This window comes from Pseudomonas sessilinigenes (genome assembly GCF_003850565.1).
In the GTDB taxonomy this organism is placed as follows: domain Bacteria; phylum Pseudomonadota; class Gammaproteobacteria; order Pseudomonadales; family Pseudomonadaceae; genus Aquipseudomonas; species Aquipseudomonas sessilinigenes.
In genome coordinates this window covers 6,827,982-6,844,418 of the sequence record NZ_CP027706.1, presented here as the reverse complement: position 1 = coordinate 6,844,418, position 16,437 = coordinate 6,827,982, and the positions used below count along the sequence as shown (strand labels likewise).

Annotated in this window: 15 protein-coding genes; 2 read left to right on the top strand and 13 right to left on the bottom strand. The window is 62.9% G+C overall.

The features are described 5' to 3' along the window. Positions 1 to 17: 17 nt before the first annotated feature. The 8 genes from C4K39_RS31175 to minC form a co-directional block, all read right to left on the bottom strand. Entirely contained in the window at positions 18 to 1,364 is a 1,347-nt protein-coding gene (locus tag C4K39_RS31175; protein WP_124348280.1) for an amidohydrolase, read from the bottom strand. 125 nt (positions 1,365 to 1,489) lie between these two features. After that, positions 1,490 to 3,649 (bottom strand): mechanosensitive ion channel family protein, encoded by a 2,160-nt coding sequence (locus C4K39_RS31170; RefSeq protein ID WP_124348279.1) that lies wholly within the window; start codon positions 3,647 to 3,649, stop codon positions 1,490 to 1,492. 80 nt (positions 3,650 to 3,729) lie between these two features. Then, on the bottom strand, positions 3,730 to 3,906 hold the full coding sequence (locus C4K39_RS31645) for a hypothetical protein (RefSeq protein ID WP_164487340.1): 177 nt from the start codon (positions 3,904 to 3,906) through the stop codon (positions 3,730 to 3,732). A gap of 149 nt (positions 3,907 to 4,055) precedes the next feature. Beyond that, complete coding sequence (locus tag C4K39_RS31165; RefSeq protein WP_068587399.1) at positions 4,056 to 5,345, bottom strand: M18 family aminopeptidase; 1,290 nt, start codon at positions 5,343 to 5,345, stop codon at positions 4,056 to 4,058. A gap of 111 nt (positions 5,346 to 5,456) precedes the next feature. Further along, the gene (locus C4K39_RS31160; protein WP_124348278.1) at positions 5,457 to 6,092 is read right to left on the bottom strand and encodes an RluA family pseudouridine synthase; all 636 of its coding nucleotides are present in this window, start codon (positions 6,090 to 6,092) and stop codon (positions 5,457 to 5,459) included. A gap of 90 nt (positions 6,093 to 6,182) precedes the next feature. Continuing rightward, complete coding sequence (gene minE / locus C4K39_RS31155; RefSeq protein ID WP_068587395.1) at positions 6,183 to 6,437, bottom strand: cell division topological specificity factor MinE; 255 nt, start codon at positions 6,435 to 6,437, stop codon at positions 6,183 to 6,185. After that, positions 6,437 to 7,249 carry a septum site-determining protein MinD gene (minD, locus tag C4K39_RS31150; RefSeq protein WP_058433395.1) on the bottom strand — a complete coding sequence of 271 codons (813 nt, stop codon included), beginning with the start codon at positions 7,247 to 7,249 and terminating at the stop codon, positions 6,437 to 6,439. The genes minE and minD overlap by 1 nt, the downstream gene beginning before the upstream one ends. Positions 7,250 to 7,449: 200 nt before the next feature. Then, positions 7,450 to 8,187: a septum site-determining protein MinC gene (gene minC, locus C4K39_RS31145; protein WP_068587393.1), complete on the bottom strand. Its 738-nt coding sequence runs from the start codon at positions 8,185 to 8,187 to the stop codon at positions 7,450 to 7,452. Positions 8,188 to 8,308: 121 nt separating this feature from the next. On the opposite strand from minC, the gene C4K39_RS31140 reads away from it, so the two are divergent. Beyond that, positions 8,309 to 9,241: a lipid A biosynthesis lauroyl acyltransferase gene (locus tag C4K39_RS31140; protein ID WP_068587392.1), complete on the top strand. Its 933-nt coding sequence runs from the start codon at positions 8,309 to 8,311 to the stop codon at positions 9,239 to 9,241. 51 nt (positions 9,242 to 9,292) lie between these two features. Next, entirely contained in the window at positions 9,293 to 10,465 is a 1,173-nt protein-coding gene (locus C4K39_RS31135) for a patatin-like phospholipase family protein (RefSeq protein WP_068587390.1), read from the top strand. Positions 10,466 to 10,481: 16 nt separating this feature from the next. Here the strand turns inward: C4K39_RS31135 and C4K39_RS31130 are convergent, their stop codons facing one another. The 5 genes from C4K39_RS31130 to C4K39_RS31110 form a co-directional block, all read right to left on the bottom strand. After that, on the bottom strand, positions 10,482 to 11,336 hold the full coding sequence (locus C4K39_RS31130) for a pirin family protein (protein WP_068587387.1): 855 nt from the start codon (positions 11,334 to 11,336) through the stop codon (positions 10,482 to 10,484). A 147-nt stretch (positions 11,337 to 11,483) separates the two neighbouring features. After that, positions 11,484 to 12,269, bottom strand: a complete 786-nt coding sequence (locus C4K39_RS31125) for an outer membrane protein OmpK (RefSeq protein ID WP_068587386.1) — start codon at positions 12,267 to 12,269, stop codon at positions 11,484 to 11,486. Between the two features lie 639 nt (positions 12,270 to 12,908). Continuing rightward, positions 12,909 to 14,258, bottom strand: coding sequence for a nucleobase:cation symporter-2 family protein (locus C4K39_RS31120; RefSeq protein ID WP_124348277.1), 1,350 nt, complete (start codon positions 14,256 to 14,258; stop codon positions 12,909 to 12,911). Between the two features lie 171 nt (positions 14,259 to 14,429). Further along, entirely contained in the window at positions 14,430 to 15,740 is a 1,311-nt protein-coding gene (locus C4K39_RS31115) for a urate hydroxylase PuuD (protein WP_124348276.1), read from the bottom strand. Between the two features lie 51 nt (positions 15,741 to 15,791). Then, on the bottom strand, positions 15,792 to 16,295 hold the full coding sequence (locus C4K39_RS31110; protein WP_068587585.1) for an ureidoglycolate lyase: 504 nt from the start codon (positions 16,293 to 16,295) through the stop codon (positions 15,792 to 15,794). Positions 16,296 to 16,437 lie beyond the last annotated feature (142 nt).

The window sequence follows — 16,437 nt, the reverse complement described above, 5'->3', positions numbered from 1 at the left end:
CGGGCTGGTTCGGGAGCTTAGGGCTTGGCCCCGGCGAACAGATAGTCGGTGGTCAAGGACGCCAGGGTCCGCACGCCCACCACCAGTGCCGACTCATCGACAAAGAATCCCGGGTTGTGGTTCGGCGCGGCCTTGGCCATGTCCTGGTCCCGGGGCGTCACGCCGAGGAACACGAACAGCCCCGGCGCCTGCTTGGCATAGAAGGAAAAGTCTTCGGCGCCACTCACCAGCGGGCCTTGCACCACATCCTCCTTGGCTGCCCAGCGCAGGCTCGGCAGCATCTTCTGGGTCAGGGCCGGGTCGTTGATGGTCGGGTCGTACTTCTCGATGATGCTCACCTCGGCCTTGGCGCCGCCGCTTTCGGCGATCTTCTCCACGGTCTGGCGTACGTCGCCGTGCAGTTTCTGGCGAATGCCATAGTCGTAGGAGCGGATGGTGCCGGTCATGTCCACGGATTCGGGAATGATGTTGTAGCGCGTGCCGCCGTTGATGGTGCCGATGCTGACCACCGACGGGTACGACGAAATATCGGTTCGGCGACTGACCACGCTCTGCAGCCCGACAATGGCCTGGGCGCCGACGGTGATCGGGTCGATGCCGTCCCAGGGGCGGCCGGCGTGGGTCTGCTTGCCGAGGATGCGGATGCGCAGGTCGTCGGAGCTGGCCAGGGTCGGGCCCGGGCGATAGGCGATGCGCCCGGCGGGAATCCCGGCCCAGACATGCAGGCCGAACACCGCGTCCGGCTTGGGCGATTGCATCACGCCTTCCTGCACCATCATCTTCGCGCCCCAGACGTTCTTGCCGTCGGGAATGAAATCGCTCGGGCCTTCTTCGGCGGGCTGGAAATAGAACACCACGGTGCCTGGCAGGCGCTCGCGCATGTCGCTGAGGACTTTCGCCGTGCTCAGCAAGATTGCCGTGTGGGCGTCGTGGCCGCAGGCGTGCATGACGTCCACTTCCTTGTCCAGGTAGCGCCCCTTGGCCTTGGAGGCGAATGGCAGGTCCGCGATCTCCTTGACCGGCAGTGCGTCCATGTCGGCGCGCAAGGCCACGGTGGGGCCGGGCAGGCCGCCCTTGAGCACCGCCACCACGCCGGTGCGGGCGACGCCCGTGCGCACTTCCAGGCCCAGGGCGCGCAACTGCGTGGCTACCAACTCGGCAGTGCGGTGTTCGGTGTTGCCCAGTTCAGGGTGGGCATGGATATCGCGACGGGTTGCCAGCAGTGCCGGCTCCAGGGCCTTGGCCTGCTCGGCGATGTGCCTGCGGGCCTGGTCCATGGCGCTGTCGTCGGCGGCATGGGCGTAGTGGCCGGACAAGGCCAGGACACTGGCCAGGCAAGCGCTGGCGATGGCGGATAGCTGCATGGGGACTCTCTCCTTGATTGTTGTTGTAGTACGGGGCTGCCAGGCCCCTTGGCCGTGCCGTCCTGTCATGGACCGCCCTGACATGGAGCGCGCAGCCGTATCCGTGCCCAGGCGTGCCGCTCGCCTTACGCCTCGGCCTGGGAGCCGCCACCGGCGGTGACCACCTGGATGCTCATGCGCGGGGTCGCCAGGTCCAGTCCGGCCTCGTCGAGGTGGCGCTTGAGCGACAGGTTGAAGGCCCGAGACACTTCCCACTGCTTGATCGGTGCGGTCTTGAAGCGGGCGCGGAGGATGGCGCTGCCGGATTCGAAGCTCTCCACCCCCTGGATCTCCAGGGGCGACCAGATATTGCGGCGCTGCAGCGGGTCGGTGCGCATCTTCTGGCCGACATCGCGCATCAGCTTGATCGCATTGTCGATCTCCATGTTGTACGGGATCGCCACGCGGAAGATGGCGTAGCCGAACTCCCGGGAGTAGTTCTTGATGCTCTTGATCTCGCTGAACGGGATGGTGTGGACGATACCGTCGATGTCCCGCAGGCGCACGGTGCGGATGGTCAAGCCTTCGACGGTGCCCAGGTGGCCGCCGACATCCACGTAGTCGTCGATGGCCAGGGAGTCCTCGATGATGATGAACAGGCCGGTAATCAGGTCCGCCACCAGCGACTGGGCGCCGAAGCCGATGGCCAGGCCGATTACACCGGCACCGGCCAGCAGTGGCGTGACGTTCATGCCCATGTTGGCCAGGGCGACGATGGTGGCGATGATGAAGATCGCCACGAACAGCACGTTGCGGATCAGCGGCATCATGGTCTGGGCGCGGGCATTGGCCAGGCCCTTGCGCGAACGCGTCAGGGCGTGGTGCACCGCGGTGTCGCTGAGGATCCAGATCAGCCAGGCGAAAATCAGGGTGCCGCCAAGGCTGAACAGCTTGACGCTGACCTCATGGCCGTCGCCTTCAGTGAAGCGGATCAGCGACATGCCCCAGACCCGCAGGCCCAGCTCGATGAAGGCCAGCCAAACGGCCAGGTGGGCCAGGGTGTAGCAGAAGCCCTTCAGGCGCTCGGAATACAGCGCATGGCGCTTGTGGCCGCGATGGGGGCGTTGGGCATGGCGACGTACCAGGCCATTGATCACCATGCACAGCACCAGCAGCACGGTACACAGCAGCGACTGGCGCAGGGCGGTGTTGGTGTCGCCGGCGGAGACGAAGGTGGCGAACAGCGAGATGCCCACCAGTACCAGGGCAGGGAGGTACCAGAACGTACCGATGATCTCGATGGTATCGCTCAAGGCGCGCCGGGTCAGGCGTCGGGCCAGGGGCTGGTTGCGGATCAGATGGGCGATCGGCCGCCGGAAGCGCAGGATGAATACCCCGGTGGACAGGGCGGCCATGACATTGGCGAAGGTCGCGGCAGTATGGGCCAGGTGCTGGCCGAGGCTGGCCACCATGCGCGGGTCGCCCAGGGCCTCGCCGAAGGCGGCGAAGCTGCCGATCCACCATAGCGGGCGAAACGCCTGGCGCCGCAGGATGTACAGGGCGCGATGGCGGTGGGGGCCGTCGAGCACCGAGAACGCCACCACACAGATGGCCGAGAAACAGGTGCCGACCACCAGGGCATAAGCCAGGACCATGGCCAGGTCCTTGCCCAGGGACGAGGGCAGGGAATAGGTCATGTACACGGTGATCAGCAACGCGATCATCCAGGGGCCGAGCTTGCGCAAGGCGAAGCGCAAAAGGTCCCAGGTCTTGGGGTGCTGGGGCAGGTCCTCGGTGAGGCCGAAGCGCAGGCGTACCCGGTGACTGAGCCAGATCAGCGCCGCGGCGAGCAGGCTCCAGACCATGAGGATCAGGGCGAAGGCGAAGATGATCGGCAACCATTGGCTGGCCGGCAGCATCAGCGAGGCCAGTTCCTGCTGGGCCTGTTCGAACTCGTCGGTCCAGCGAGTCAGGGGGCTGTCGGCCCCGGAGAACTGTTTCTCCAGGGTCGACAGGGTACCGCCGATCAGCCCGAGCACACCCTCCTCCGGGGTGGGCTGGGCTTTTTTCGTGGTGTCTCGCAAGCGCTTCAGGTCTGCCAGCAGCTTGGCTCGTTGCTGGTCGTTCTCAAGGGACTTGATCACCTCGTCCAGGGATTGCCCCAAGGGCTCCTCGGCTTGTGGCTGTGCCTTGCCCTGGTTGCCCAGCAACCCAGGCAACCCCACGGCCTGGGCGCTGTTCAGGGGCAGGAAGGTCAGCAGGCAGACGAGCACATAGCAGGGCAGGGCAAAAAGACGAGCGAACACTGGGCGGTCAACCTCGGAGGAATGCAGGATCGACCGAGTGTACGAGGCCGCCAAATTCAATGCGAGGGCGAGTGCCGCATTTATTCCGCGAGCTTGGCCAGGATCTTGTAGACCACGGTGCCAAGGATCAGCAGCATGCCAGTCCACATGCTGAACACGCCGAGGTTCTTGTCGCGGAAATTGAAGCCGATGGCCAGCAGGATCATGCCAGCGAGGATCGGCACGAGCATGGAATGGAATGAAGACATCGAGATCATGGCCGTGGCCTCCTCAGAAGGAATTCTTATAAGTCTAGGTCGTTTTGTCGCGATCCGTGGTGATGTGCATCAGCAACCGGCCGCTCTGCCACCGGTTCCTGGGGCCGAGCCGGCACAGGTGACGTCCCCGTGCGGGCTCGGTTGGCGGCCTACGGCAGCTCTTGGCTGGCGTAGAAGGCGCTCAGCACCTTGACCAGGTGGACCAGGTCATGACTGCCGCACAGCTCGCGGATCGAGTGCATGGCGAAGGTCGGCAGGCCGATGTCCACGGTCCGTACCCCCAGGTGGCTGGCGGTGATCGGGCCGATGGTGGAGCCGCAGCCCATGTCGCTACGGACCACGAAGCTCTGCACCGGCACCTCTTCGGCCATGCACAGGTGACGGAAGAAACCGGCAGTCTCGCTGTTGGTGGCGTAGCGTTGGTTGCTGTTGACCTTGATCACTGGGCCGGCATTGAGCTTGGGGCCGTGATTGGCGTCGTGCTTGTCGGCGTAGTTGGGGTGTACGCCGTGGGCGTTGTCGGCAGAAATCAGCAGCGATTTCTGAATGGTACGCACGAACTCGTCACCTTCGGGCAGCAGGCGGCGCAGGGTCTGCTCGAGCATCGGGCCATCGGCGCCACAGGCCGAGCAGGAGCCGACCTCTTCATGGTCGTTGCACACCAGCACGCAGGTTTCGTCGCTGTCGGCATTGAGCAGGGCTTGCAGCCCGGCGTAGCAGGACAGCAGGTTGTCCAGGCGCGCGCCGGCGATGAAGTCGCCGTGCAGGCCGATCACCGCAGCGCTCTGGGTGTCGTAGAAACTCAATTCGTAATCCAGCACCACGTCGGCGTTCAGGCCGTGTTCGCGGGCCAGTTGGTCGGTCAACACGGCACGAAAGTCCACGCGCTCGTCACCGGCGAACTGGGCCAGGATCGGGGGCAGCTCGTTCTGTGGATTGATCGCCCAGCCCTGGTTGGCTTCACGGTTGAGGTGGATGGCCAGGTTGGGAATGATCGCGATCGGCGCCTTGAAGTCGATCAACTGGCTTTCCACCTTGCCGTCGCGGCGGAAGGTCACCCGGCCTGCCAGGGACAGGTCGCGATCGAACCAGGGGGCCAGCAGCGCCCCGCCATAGACTTCCACGCCCAGTTGCCAGAAACCCTGGCGTTGCAGCTCGGGTTGAGGCTTGACCCGCAGGCACGGGCTGTCGGTATGGGCGCCGACCATGCGAATGCCACCGTGCAGAGGGGAGTGCCGACCCAGCTTGACGGCGACGATGGAGGAATCGTTGCGCGTGACGTAGTAGCGGCCGTTGGCTTCGGTGGTCCACGGTTCGCGCTCATCGAGACGCTGGTAGCCCGCTGCTTCCAGGCGTTGAACAAGGCTGGCAGTGGCATGGAAAGGGGTAGGGGAGGCCTTGAGGAAGTCGATCAGGCCTTGGTTCAACTCTTCGCGCATAAGTAGCTCCAGACAGCAGTGGCGCGAGTTTAACGTATTGATCGGAAAAGTGGCGGCGTGGGCTCTTGGAGGCGTCAGCAGGAGCCGCTGGGGTCTCCTGCTACAAAGGCTTCAGAACGGCGCGGCGCATTCGAAGCGCAAGCGTTCGCCGGTCTGCGGATGGGTGAAAGCGAGCATGCTGGCGTGCAGGCACAGGCGCGGCCAGGCGGCCAGGGCTTGTGGATGCGCGTAGAGGCCATCGCCCAGCAGTGGGTGGCCGATCGACAGCATATGCACGCGCAATTGGTGGGAGCGGCCGGTGATGGGCGTCAGCTCGACCCGGCACCAGTCGCCACAGCGCTCCAGTACGCGCCAGAAGGTCAGGGCGTGCTTGCCCTGTTCGTGGTCCACCACGTGTCGCGGTTTGGTCGGTGGGTCATAGCGCAGGGGCAGGTCGATGCTGCCGCTGTCCAGTTCCGGCTGACCCCAGCACAGGGCGGTATAGGCCTTTTCGGTCTCGCGGTCATGGAACTGCCGGGACAGCTCGCGATGGGTATCCGGATCGCGAGCCAGCAGGATGATCCCTGAAGTTTCCCAGTCCAGTCGATGGACGATGCGGGCCTCGGGATAACCGTTCTCCTGCAAGCGGGTGATCAGGCAATCCTTGTTGTCGTCGGCGCGACCGGGAACCGAAAGCAGCAGGGTCGGTTTGTTGACCACCAGGAGGGCGGCATCCTGATGCAGGATGTGGATGTTGGACAGCGGCATTAAAACAGTCTCGTAACAAACGCCAACGGCGGCACGCCAGCCCCATGTATGCATGAGGCCCGCGAGCCGCCGTGGCTCCAGCCTGGTCGATCAGCGATCAGGCAGGGTGATATTGAGTTCCAGGATCGAGCAACTGCCCTGGTTTTCCAGGGCGACATGCACGTCGTCGGACCCGATATTGACGTACTTGCGGATCACTTCCACCAGTTCCTTCTGCAGGGCAGGCAAGTAATCCGGGGTGCTGCGCTGGCCGCGTTCGTGCGCCACGATGATCTGTAGACGCTCTTTCGCTACCGACGCGGTAGTGACCTTTTTGCTGGCACGAAAGAAGTCAAAAAGATTCATTATCTACCTCCAAACAGGCGCTCGAAGAATCCCTTCTTCTCGACATTCAGGAACCGGTGTTCTTTTTCCTTGCCCAGCAAGCGATCGACGGTGTCGCTGTAGGCCTGGCCGGCATCGCTCTGGTCGTCGAGGATGACAGGGATACCCTGGTTGGAAGCCTTGAGCACTGCCTGGGACTCCGGGATCACGCCCAGCAGGCGAACGGCGAGGATTTCCTTGACGTCTTCGACGCCAAGCATCTCGCCTTTTTCGACTCGCTCCGGGTGATAGCGGGTGATCAGCAGGTGTTCCTGGATCGGATCTTCGCCTTTCTCGGCCCGACGGGACTTGCTGGCCAGCAGGCCCAGCATGCGGTCGGAGTCGCGAACCGAAGACACTTCGGGGTTGGTCACGACAATCGCTTCGTCGGCGAAGTACATCGCCAGGTGAGCGCCTTTCTCGATGCCGGCCGGAGAGTCGCAGACCACGAAATCGAAGGTCTCCTTGAGCTCCATCAGGACTTTTTCCACGCCTTCCTGGGTCAGCGCGTCTTTGTCGCGGGTCTGGCTGGCGGCCAGTACATAGAGGTTTTCCAGGCGCTTGTCTTTGATCAGCGCCTGCTGCAGGTTGGCCTCGCCATTCACCACGTTGACGAAGTCATACACCACGCGACGCTCGCAGCCCATGATCAGGTCGAGGTTACGCAGGCCGACGTCGAAGTCGACGATGACAGTCTTGTGGCCACGCAGAGCGAGGCCGGTACCGATAGCGGCGCTGGTGGTGGTTTTACCCACACCACCCTTGCCGGATGTAACAACGAGAATCTTGGCCAAGGTGTTTCACCCCTAAGGAAAAAGGACTTTGGGTCCCTGAAAAACATCTCTTGAAAACTACTGCAGTCGGACAGCCGTGGCTGGAGCTCGGCCAGTGGCAGGATCTACCGTCGGTAGACGCTGCGGGTCGCCAATTTCCCACTTCGTTTGAGCCGTTTTCGCTACGTTTTAGAGATGTTTGGAAAATGCGGCAGTATCCGTTAAAGACGAGTGATGTTCAACACGTCTCCCGACAGGCTGACCTGGACTCCCGAGCCCCACAAAGGGTCGCGTCGCAGGTCTTCGGAGACCTTGTACTGGCCGGCGATGGAGATCAGTTCGGCGCTCAACTGCTGACAAAAAATCCGCGCCTTGGTGTCACCCTTGACGCCAGCCAGCGCCCGGCCACGCATTGGGCCGTATACATGGATATTGCCGTCGGCGAGAAGTTCCGCGCCGGGGCTGACCGAGGACACCACCACCAGGTCGCCGCCCTGGGCATAGATCTGCTGCCCACCGCGTACTGGCGAAGTGATGATGCGGGTTGGCTTGACGGTAGGCTCGGGGGGCTTTTCCGGAACCTTGCGGACTTCGCTTTCAGGTGGGTCCAGCGGTCGTTCCCTGGCTCCGGACGGTGGCAGAACCGGCAGGTCGACGGCAATCGCCGCGGCAATGTCCTCTATTCGGCTGGCGCGAATGGCCAGGGTACGCAGGCCATGTTGGCGGCACACGCGCATCAGTGCGGGCAGGTCCACCGAGCCTTCGGTGGCGGGCAGTTTGTCCAGGGCCAGGACCAGGGGGGCGTTGCTGAAGAAGTTCGGTGCCTGGGCGACCTTCGCGGCCAGTTGCCGATCCAGGCCCTCAAGGTCGTTGCGGGCCAGTTCCAGTACGGTGATGGCGAGCATGCTGCCTTTCAACTGGAAGACGGGGTCTTGGTCTAGCGATTCGGTTTGGCTCATGGTCTGCAGAAGGCGGCTTGTCACTAAAAGTGCCGAGACTTATAACGAGAACGCCCTCGGCCCGCAAGCCAGGTCGAACCGTTGTAGAATGCGCGACCCTGTTGTCTGTCCGGAATCTTTAATGGATCGCCCGCGTTTTCAAGCTGCATTCTTGTCTCCACGTTTCTGGCCGCTGTGGCTGGGGCTTGGCTTGTTATGGCTGGTCGTCCAACTGCCCTATCCCGTCCTGCTGCAAATCGGTCGTGCCCTGGGGGCGCTGATGTATCGGGTAGCGGGCGAGCGTCGGCGTATTGCCTGGCGCAATCTGGAATTGTGCTTCCCGGAAAAGTCCGTGGCAGAGCGCAAGCGCTTGCTCAAGGAGAACTTCGCCTCGACCGGGATCGCATTCTTCGAAATGGCCATGAGCTGGTGGTGGTCCAAGCCGCGCCTGGCACGCTTGGCCCACGTCGAGGGGCTGGAGTACCTCAAGCAGGCCCAGCGAGAGGGGCAGGGGGTGATCCTGATGGCCCTGCATTTCACCACCCTGGAAATCGGTGCTGCGCTGCTGGGCCAGCAGCACACCATCGACGGCATGTATCGCCAGCACAAGAATCCGGTATTCGATTTCATTCAGCGCCGCGGCCGCGAGCGGCACAATCTCGATTCCCTGGCCGTGGAGCGCGAGGACGTGCGCGGCATGCTCAAGCTACTGCGTTCCGGCCGTGCGATCTGGTATGCGCCGGACCAGGACTACGGCGCCAAGCAGAGCCTGTTCGTGCCCCTGTTCGGCATTCAGGCTGCCACGGTCACGGCTACCAGCAAGTTCGCCCGCCTGGGCAAGGCGCAGGTGGTGCCTTTCACCCAGGAGCGTCTGGCCGATGGCCGCGGGTATCGCCTGGTGATTCATGCTCCGCTGGAAGACTTTCCCGGCGCCACCGAAGAAGAGGATTGCCTGCGGATCAACCAGTGGGTCGAGGGTGCGTTGCGTGCTTGTCCCGAGCAATATCTCTGGGCACATCGACGCTTCAAGAGCCGGCCGCCGGGTGAGCCGCGCCTCTACAAGAAGCGCGGGTGATCCCCAGGCAATGACAGAACGGCCCCCGGGCGCCATGGAGGGAATGAGTTGATGAGTGCGGCAGAACCTGTCACCGGTTTGATTCTTTCCGGCGGTGGAGCCCGGGCGGCTTATCAGGTCGGGGTCTTGTCGGCGATTGCCGAACTGCTTGGGCCGGGGGCACGCAACCCCTTTCCAGTGATCGTTGGCACCTCCGCCGGGGCCATCAACGCCGTCAGCCTGGCCAGTGGCGCCACTGATTTCTCGGCGGCGATCAAGCGCCTCACAGAGTTCTGGCGCAGCTTTCGCAGTGACCAGGTGATGCGCAGCGACTGGCCGGGGGTGATTCGCCAGGCCAGCCGGTTCGTCGGCCACAGCCTGTTGGGATTGGGCGCCCAGGTGCCGGTGGCGCTGATCAACAGTTCGCCCCTGCGGGATTTACTCAACCAGCACATGCACCTTTCGGGGATCGGCGATGCCATTTCCCAGGGGCAGTTGCATGCAGTGGCGGTCACCGCCTTCGGTTACGAGTCCGGCCAGGCCGTGACCTTCTATCAAGGGGGAGGGGTGATCGACCCTTGGTTGCGACATCGGCGGATCGGGTTGCCGACCCGCTTGACCGTGGACCACCTGCTGGCGAGTTCGGCGATCCCACTGTTGTTCGCCCCAGTGAAGCTCGACCAGGAGTACTTCGGCGATGGTGCGGTACGCCAGTCGGCACCCATCAGCCCGGCGTTGCACCTGGGAGCCAGTCGGGTGCTGGTGGTGGGGGTCAGTGGCAACCCGCGGGGCAACGATCCGGAGAACGCCACGCCACGCAGCTACACCGGGCAGGAGCCGACGTTGGCGCAGATTGGTGGCCACATGCTCAACAGTACCTTCATCGACAGCCTGGAGAGCGATATCGAACTGCTGGAGCGCCTCAATCATTTCACCCGCCTGGTGCCAGGCGGTGCCACCGAGCACGGCCTGGGCATTGCCCCGGTCGAGGTACTGGTGATTGCCCCAAGCCAGCCGATCGATGAGATCGCCGCGCGCCACCGGCAGGAGTTGCCGGCAGCCCTTCGCTTGTTCCTGCGGGGGCCGGGGGCGACTCGAACCAGTGGTGCTGGGGTGTTGAGCTACCTGCTGTTCGAGGCGGCCTATTGCAGCGAACTGATCGAGCTGGGGCGCAGCGACGCACTGGCCAAGGCCCAGGAACTGGCGCGATTCCTCGGCTTGCGCAAGACCCTGGCGCCGGCCTGAGCCCTGGCCCTGGGCTTCAGTCCGTCAGGCGATCGTCGCGAAAGTCTCGCAGGGCCTGCTCGATTTCCTCCCGGGTATTCATCACGAAAGGTCCGTACTGCACCACAGGTTCAGCCAAGGGCTTGCCGGCGATCAGAAGCACTCGGGCACCGTGCAAGCTGCTTAATTGCAACTCACCGTCATCGGACAGGCGCACCAGCTTGCCGCTGGCCACGCTCTGTGGATGGCCGGGAAGCTCGAGCGCGCCTTCGTAGACGTACAGCAACGCCCGATGCCCTGCTGGCAGGCGTGGACTGACTGAGGCGCCGGCGGGCAATCGCAGGTCGAAGTACTGTGGCTCGGTATGGGGGCGCTCCACGGCTCCTGCCTGCTGGTGTTGGCCATCGTCGAAGCGTCCGGCAATCACGACCACCTCGACTCCTCCGGTGGTGGTCAGCCGGGGGATGTCCTGGGGCTGGATGTCCCGGTAGGCGGCGGGGTCGAGCTTGTGCCGGCCCGGCAGGTTCAGCCACAGCTGGAAGCCGCGCATCACGCCTTCTTCCTGCTCTGGCATCTCACTGTGGATAATGCCTTTGGCTGCGGTCATCCACTGCACGCCGCCACTGTGCAACAGGCCGACATTACCCAGGTGGTCCTCGTGGCGCATGCGCCCTTCGAGCATGTAGGTCACGGTCTCGAAACCACGATGTGGATGAGGTGGAAATCCGGCGATGTAGTCGTCCGGGTTCTGTGAACCGAATTCGTCGAGCATCAGGAACGGATCGAAGCGTTCGACACCCTGGCCACCGAAGACCCGGGTCAGTTTCACCCCGGCACCGTCAGAGGCGGGCTGGCCGCTATGGATGCTGAGTACCTTGCGCAGCTGGGTCATGGGCAACTCCTGATCAATGTGGGAATGGCGGCATGTTATGCCTGCTTCATCGATCGATGGTTGCGAAATGTGCGAAGGTTTTATCGAATTTGTAGATGTATTGTGCGCTGCCTCCAACCGGGTGGAGGCAGCGTCCGCAAGCTCTGATCAGAAGTGGTACTTGATCAGCAGGCTGGCGGTGTCCTGGTTGGTTTCGAAGCCACGGGAATCCTGGATGCCGTACTTGTTCTTCCAGTAGTCGTACTCGAAACCGACGTACAGCTGCTTGGCGCCCCAGTTCATGGCCTTGCCCAGGTCGTACTTGACCTGTGGGTTGAAGTGCAGGTTGGCGTGGTAGGTGCCCTTGGCGTTGCGGTCATTGTCCACGACCCAGTCCATGTAGCCGTCGATCAGGATGTCCGAACCGCCCACGGGAATGGTGTAGGACCACACTGGGGTGATCTGCCAGACGTTATCGCCTGGGCGGCTGCCTTCGGTGTGGCGCTGGTAGAAGTTCAGCTGGAAGTAGTCGAAACCGGGCACTGCTAGATCGAACCCGGGACCGACCAGGTAGGACTCGTTGTCGCCTTCGCCGAACTCGTAGGTAAAGGCCAGGAGCACGTCCTTGATCGGGCCGAATTCCAGCTTCTGGTCGAAGATCTTGCCGAACGACAGGCGCGGGGTGAACTCACCGTAATAGGTGTCCGGGCCGACGTTGCCGTCCTCCTTGCCGTTGTAGAAGATGCGGTCGAGGAAAAAGAAGTTATCCCCATATTTCCAGGCGTCGGCGTGTTCGAACGTCACGGTCTGTTGAATCTGTGGATTGACCTGGAAGTTCTTGCCATACAGGTAGGTCAGGCTGTTGTTCTGCCACTGCAGCAGATCGCCAGCCATGGCCTGGCTCCCGGCCAGCAGGCCGGTGGCGAGCAGCAGGTTCTTGCTCATCGGGTTCATTCGGTTGCTCCAAAAGTAGTGGTTCCATGTTTTCTTGGCATAGCGCTCTGGTTTGGCGCCTTTTCCTTGCGTTACAACTCTGCGTTCGATCAGCGTCGACGCTTTTAGCGTCTGCTGGGCCAGGTCCGAAAAAAGCAAAAAAACTCCCGTCCGGCTGTAGCGATACAGTCGAGCGAGAGTTTTTTCCCTGCACTGTTTTCGTGTGCCTGGCTACCTGCCTTGGCCGGGATAAATTGGCTCTTGGGTCAGGTTTTTCATCCGGGCTTTTTTTTAGACCGGATTCGCGCGGCCGCGGAGAATACTGGCTCCCACGGCAGGGCTCAAGTGCAGCACGGTGACGCACTTGCAGCCATTGACGGATGGGCAGGCCGGTCATTTGCGGAACCGGCTGGCGATGAGGGGCGATGCCGGGAAGATGGCTGGCGCCAGCCATGGGCTGGAGACGTGTCGACGGCTGGCGGCGAAACGCCGACAGGCCCGTCCGGTCGGTCTGCATGGTGGTTGCTCCCTGGTTGTTCTTATTGTCAAGGCGCAGCGATTGCAGGTAGCGGTCGTTCCTTGCTGGGATCGCCGCTGTGACAGGTATCAGGTCATGGGTGAGTCAAAGTCCGGGCGTCGCAATGACGTCCGGCTCACGAGCTAGTGTTGGTGCACTTGCTGGGCAGAGGCCCGCTCGGCACCGCCGAGAATGTTGAACAAAAGGTTCAGCAGCAGGGCACTCAGGGTCGCCATGGCGATGCCGCTGTGGGTAATGGGGCTCATCCACAGGGGCAGGTGGGAGAAGAACTCCGGACGCACCACCGGGATCAGGCCCATGCCGATGCTCACCGCCACCAGCAGTTGGTTGCGGCGATCGGCGATATCAGCCTCCTGGAGAATCTTGATTCCGGTGGCGGCGACCATGCCGAACATCGCGATGGCCGCACCGCCCAGTACCGCCGGGGGAATCGAAGCCACCAGGAAGGCGGCCTTGGGCAGCAGGCTGAGGACGATCAGCAGGCCACCGGCGACCATGGTCACGGAGCGGCAGCGGACCCCGGTCATCTGCACCAGGCCGATGTTCTGGGCGAAGGAGGAGTGGGTGAAGGTATTGAAGAAGCCAGCGAAGAACGAGGCCCCGGCATCGCACAACAGGCCCCGGCGCAGCATGCGCGGCGTGACTTCATGACCGGTGATCTTGCCCAGCGCGAGGAACATGCCGGTGGACTCGACGAAAATGATCACCACCACCAGGCACATGGACAGGATGGGGGCCAGGTGGAACTGCGGCATGCCGAAGTGTAGCGGCGTCACCACTTGCAGCCAGGGGGCCTGGGCCAGTCCGCCGAGGTCGACCATGCCGATCAGGCCACACAGTGCGTAGCCCAGGGCCATGCCGATCAGCACGGAGATGTTCACCCAAAAGCCGCGCATGAAGCGGTGGATCAGCAGGATCGTGCCCAGTACCAGCCCGGCGACGATCAGGTAGATGGGAGAGCCGAATTGCGCGGAAGTGCCCCCGCCAGCCCAGTTCACCGCCACGGGAAACAACGACAGTCCGATCGAGGTGATCACCGTGCCGGTGACCAAAGGCGGGAAGAAACGCACCACCTTGGACATGAAGGGCGCAATCAGCATGCCGAAGAAGCCGGCCGCGATGGTGGCGCCGAAGATGCCCTGCAAGCCGATGCCGGGCATGCCGGCCATGGCCACCATGCTGCCGACGGCGGCGAAGCTGGCGCCCATCATCACCGGCATGCGGATACCCATGGGGCCGATGCCGAACGATTGGACGATGGTGGCAATGCCGGCCACCAGCAGGTCGGCATTGATCAGGAAGGCGATTTCTTCACGACTCAGGCCAGCGGCCTGTCCGATGATCAGCGGTACCGCGATTGCACCGCCATACATCAGCAGAACGTGCTGCAAACCGACCAGGATCAGTTGCAAGAAGGGCAAGCGCTGAATGGCGGGCGCATCGGGGACGCACTGTTCGGATGAATCGGACATGCAACACCTCGGATGTTCTTATTCTTGTGATTTAGCCGCTGTGTCTTGGTGCACAGCGGTGTGCAACGGGCAAATCATGATCGGCTGATGACAAGCAAGCTCGCTTCTACAGAGAGTGCAGGTTCTGTAGAGGCGAGCTTGCCCGCAGAGCAGCCTGGCGCCAGGCGCGGATCAGTTGGTCTGGGCCCCCTGGGCAATCCAGGCACCGATCAGCTCACGCTCCTGTTGGGTCATCTGGGTGATGTTGCCCAGGGGCATGATCTGGCTGGCCACGGCCTGGGCCTGGATACGTGCTGCCTGCAGGCGGATCTGCTCCGGGGTGTCGAACATCACGCCAGCCGGTGCGGTGCTGAACAGCGAGCTGGTGGGCTTGGCCGAATGGCAGACCGCGCAACGCTCCTGGATCACGCTGTGGACCTTCTCGAAGCTCGGGCCGTTACTGGCTTGGGCCGGTGCCGTAGTGGTCGTCGCTGGAGCCTGGGCCGGTGCCTCGGTGGCCGGTTTGGCGCCGCCCCCGAGAGCGGTTTCCGGCAGGGGTTGGTAATCGATCTTGGCGGGTGCCTTGGCCACTTCAGGAGCGCTGCTCATCGGCGTTGGGCCCGTCACATAGGCCAGGCAGATCATGCCCAGTGCTGCGACTGGCAAGGTCCAGGCGAACTTGTGGCTGTCATGGCGGGTATTGAAGTAGTGACGAACCAACACGGCCGCCACGGCGATGCCGGCCAGGATCAACCAGTTGTACTGGCTGCCGTAGGTGCTGGGAAAGTGGTTGCTGATCATGATGAACAGCACCGGCAGGGTGAAGTAGTTGTTGTGCCGCGAACGCAGCAGGCCCTTTGCCGGCAGGACCGGGTCCGGGGTCTGGTTGGCCTCGATGGCCGCTACCAGCTGGCGCTGGGCCGGCATGATGATGCGGAACACGTTGCCCACCATGATGGTGCCGATGATCGCCCCGGTGTGCAGGTAGGCGCCGCGACCGCTGAACACCTGGCAGAAGCCGAAGCAGGCGGCGATGACCAGTACGAACAGCACCAGGCCCAGCAGGGCGGGGTGCTTGCCCAGCGGCGAGTCGCACAGGAAGTCGTAGATGAACCAGCCGGCGATCAGCGAGCCGACGCCGATGGCGATACCTTCACCACCGCTCAGGGTGCTGCCAGGGGCGAGCAGGTAGAGGGTCGGGTTCCAGTAGAACACCAGGCACAACAGGGCAATCCCCGACATCCAGGTGAAGTAGGCCTCCCACTTGAACCAGTGCAGGTTCTCCGGCATCGAGGGCGGTGCCAGCTTGTACTTCTCCAGGTGGTAGATGCCGCCGCCGTGGATCGCCCAGAGGTCGCCGGACAAGCCGTCCCTGGGGTTGGCGCGATTGAGGTTGTTCTCCAGCCAGACGAAATAGAACGATGCGCCGATCCAGGCCACACCGGTGATCATGTGTATCCAGCGCACGCTCAGATTGAGCCATTCCAACAGATGTGCTTCCACAGTCTCTACCTCATACCCATCACCCTTGTTGTCGGGTGATCGGGCCTTCTCTTATTGGTGGGGGGCGAGGATCAAACGCTCATCCTCTTTGAAGAAATGCTCATCGCAGTTGTTACCCGAACCACTGCGATCAACCACCAGGAAGTCATCCCGCTTTTCGATCGTCAGCACCGGGTGGTGCCAGACGCCGCGATGGTAATTGATGCCCTGCCTGCCATTGCTGACGAAGGCGCGGACCAGACCTGATACAGGTGCATCGCCAAGCGGCGCGACCACGATCAGAAAGGGGTTGCCGAGCAGCGGGATGAAAGCCTGGCTGCCCTGCGGATGGCGTTCCAGCATGCGGATGGTCAGCGGCATGTCCAGCGCATCGGCACGGAAGATGCTGATGATGGCCTGGTCCTCCGGCTGGGCGGTCTGGACCGTCGCCAGGCGGTGGAAGCGCATGGTCGAACCATTGTTGATCATGAAGTGGTCGCTGCCCTCGGTTTCGATCACGTCACCGAAAGGGGCAAAGGCTTCTTTGGTCAGGGGTTCAATCGTCAGTGTGCGCATGCTGTTCTTCTTCGTTCTCTAATGAAGTCACTGCTGACCACGCTCGGCCGTCAGGTCGGTGCGTTGCTGGCGTAGGTGGTCCTGCATCGTTCTTGTCTGTTTGTCATGCCAGTCCCTGAAGGCCCCTGGGAGTCATCGGGAC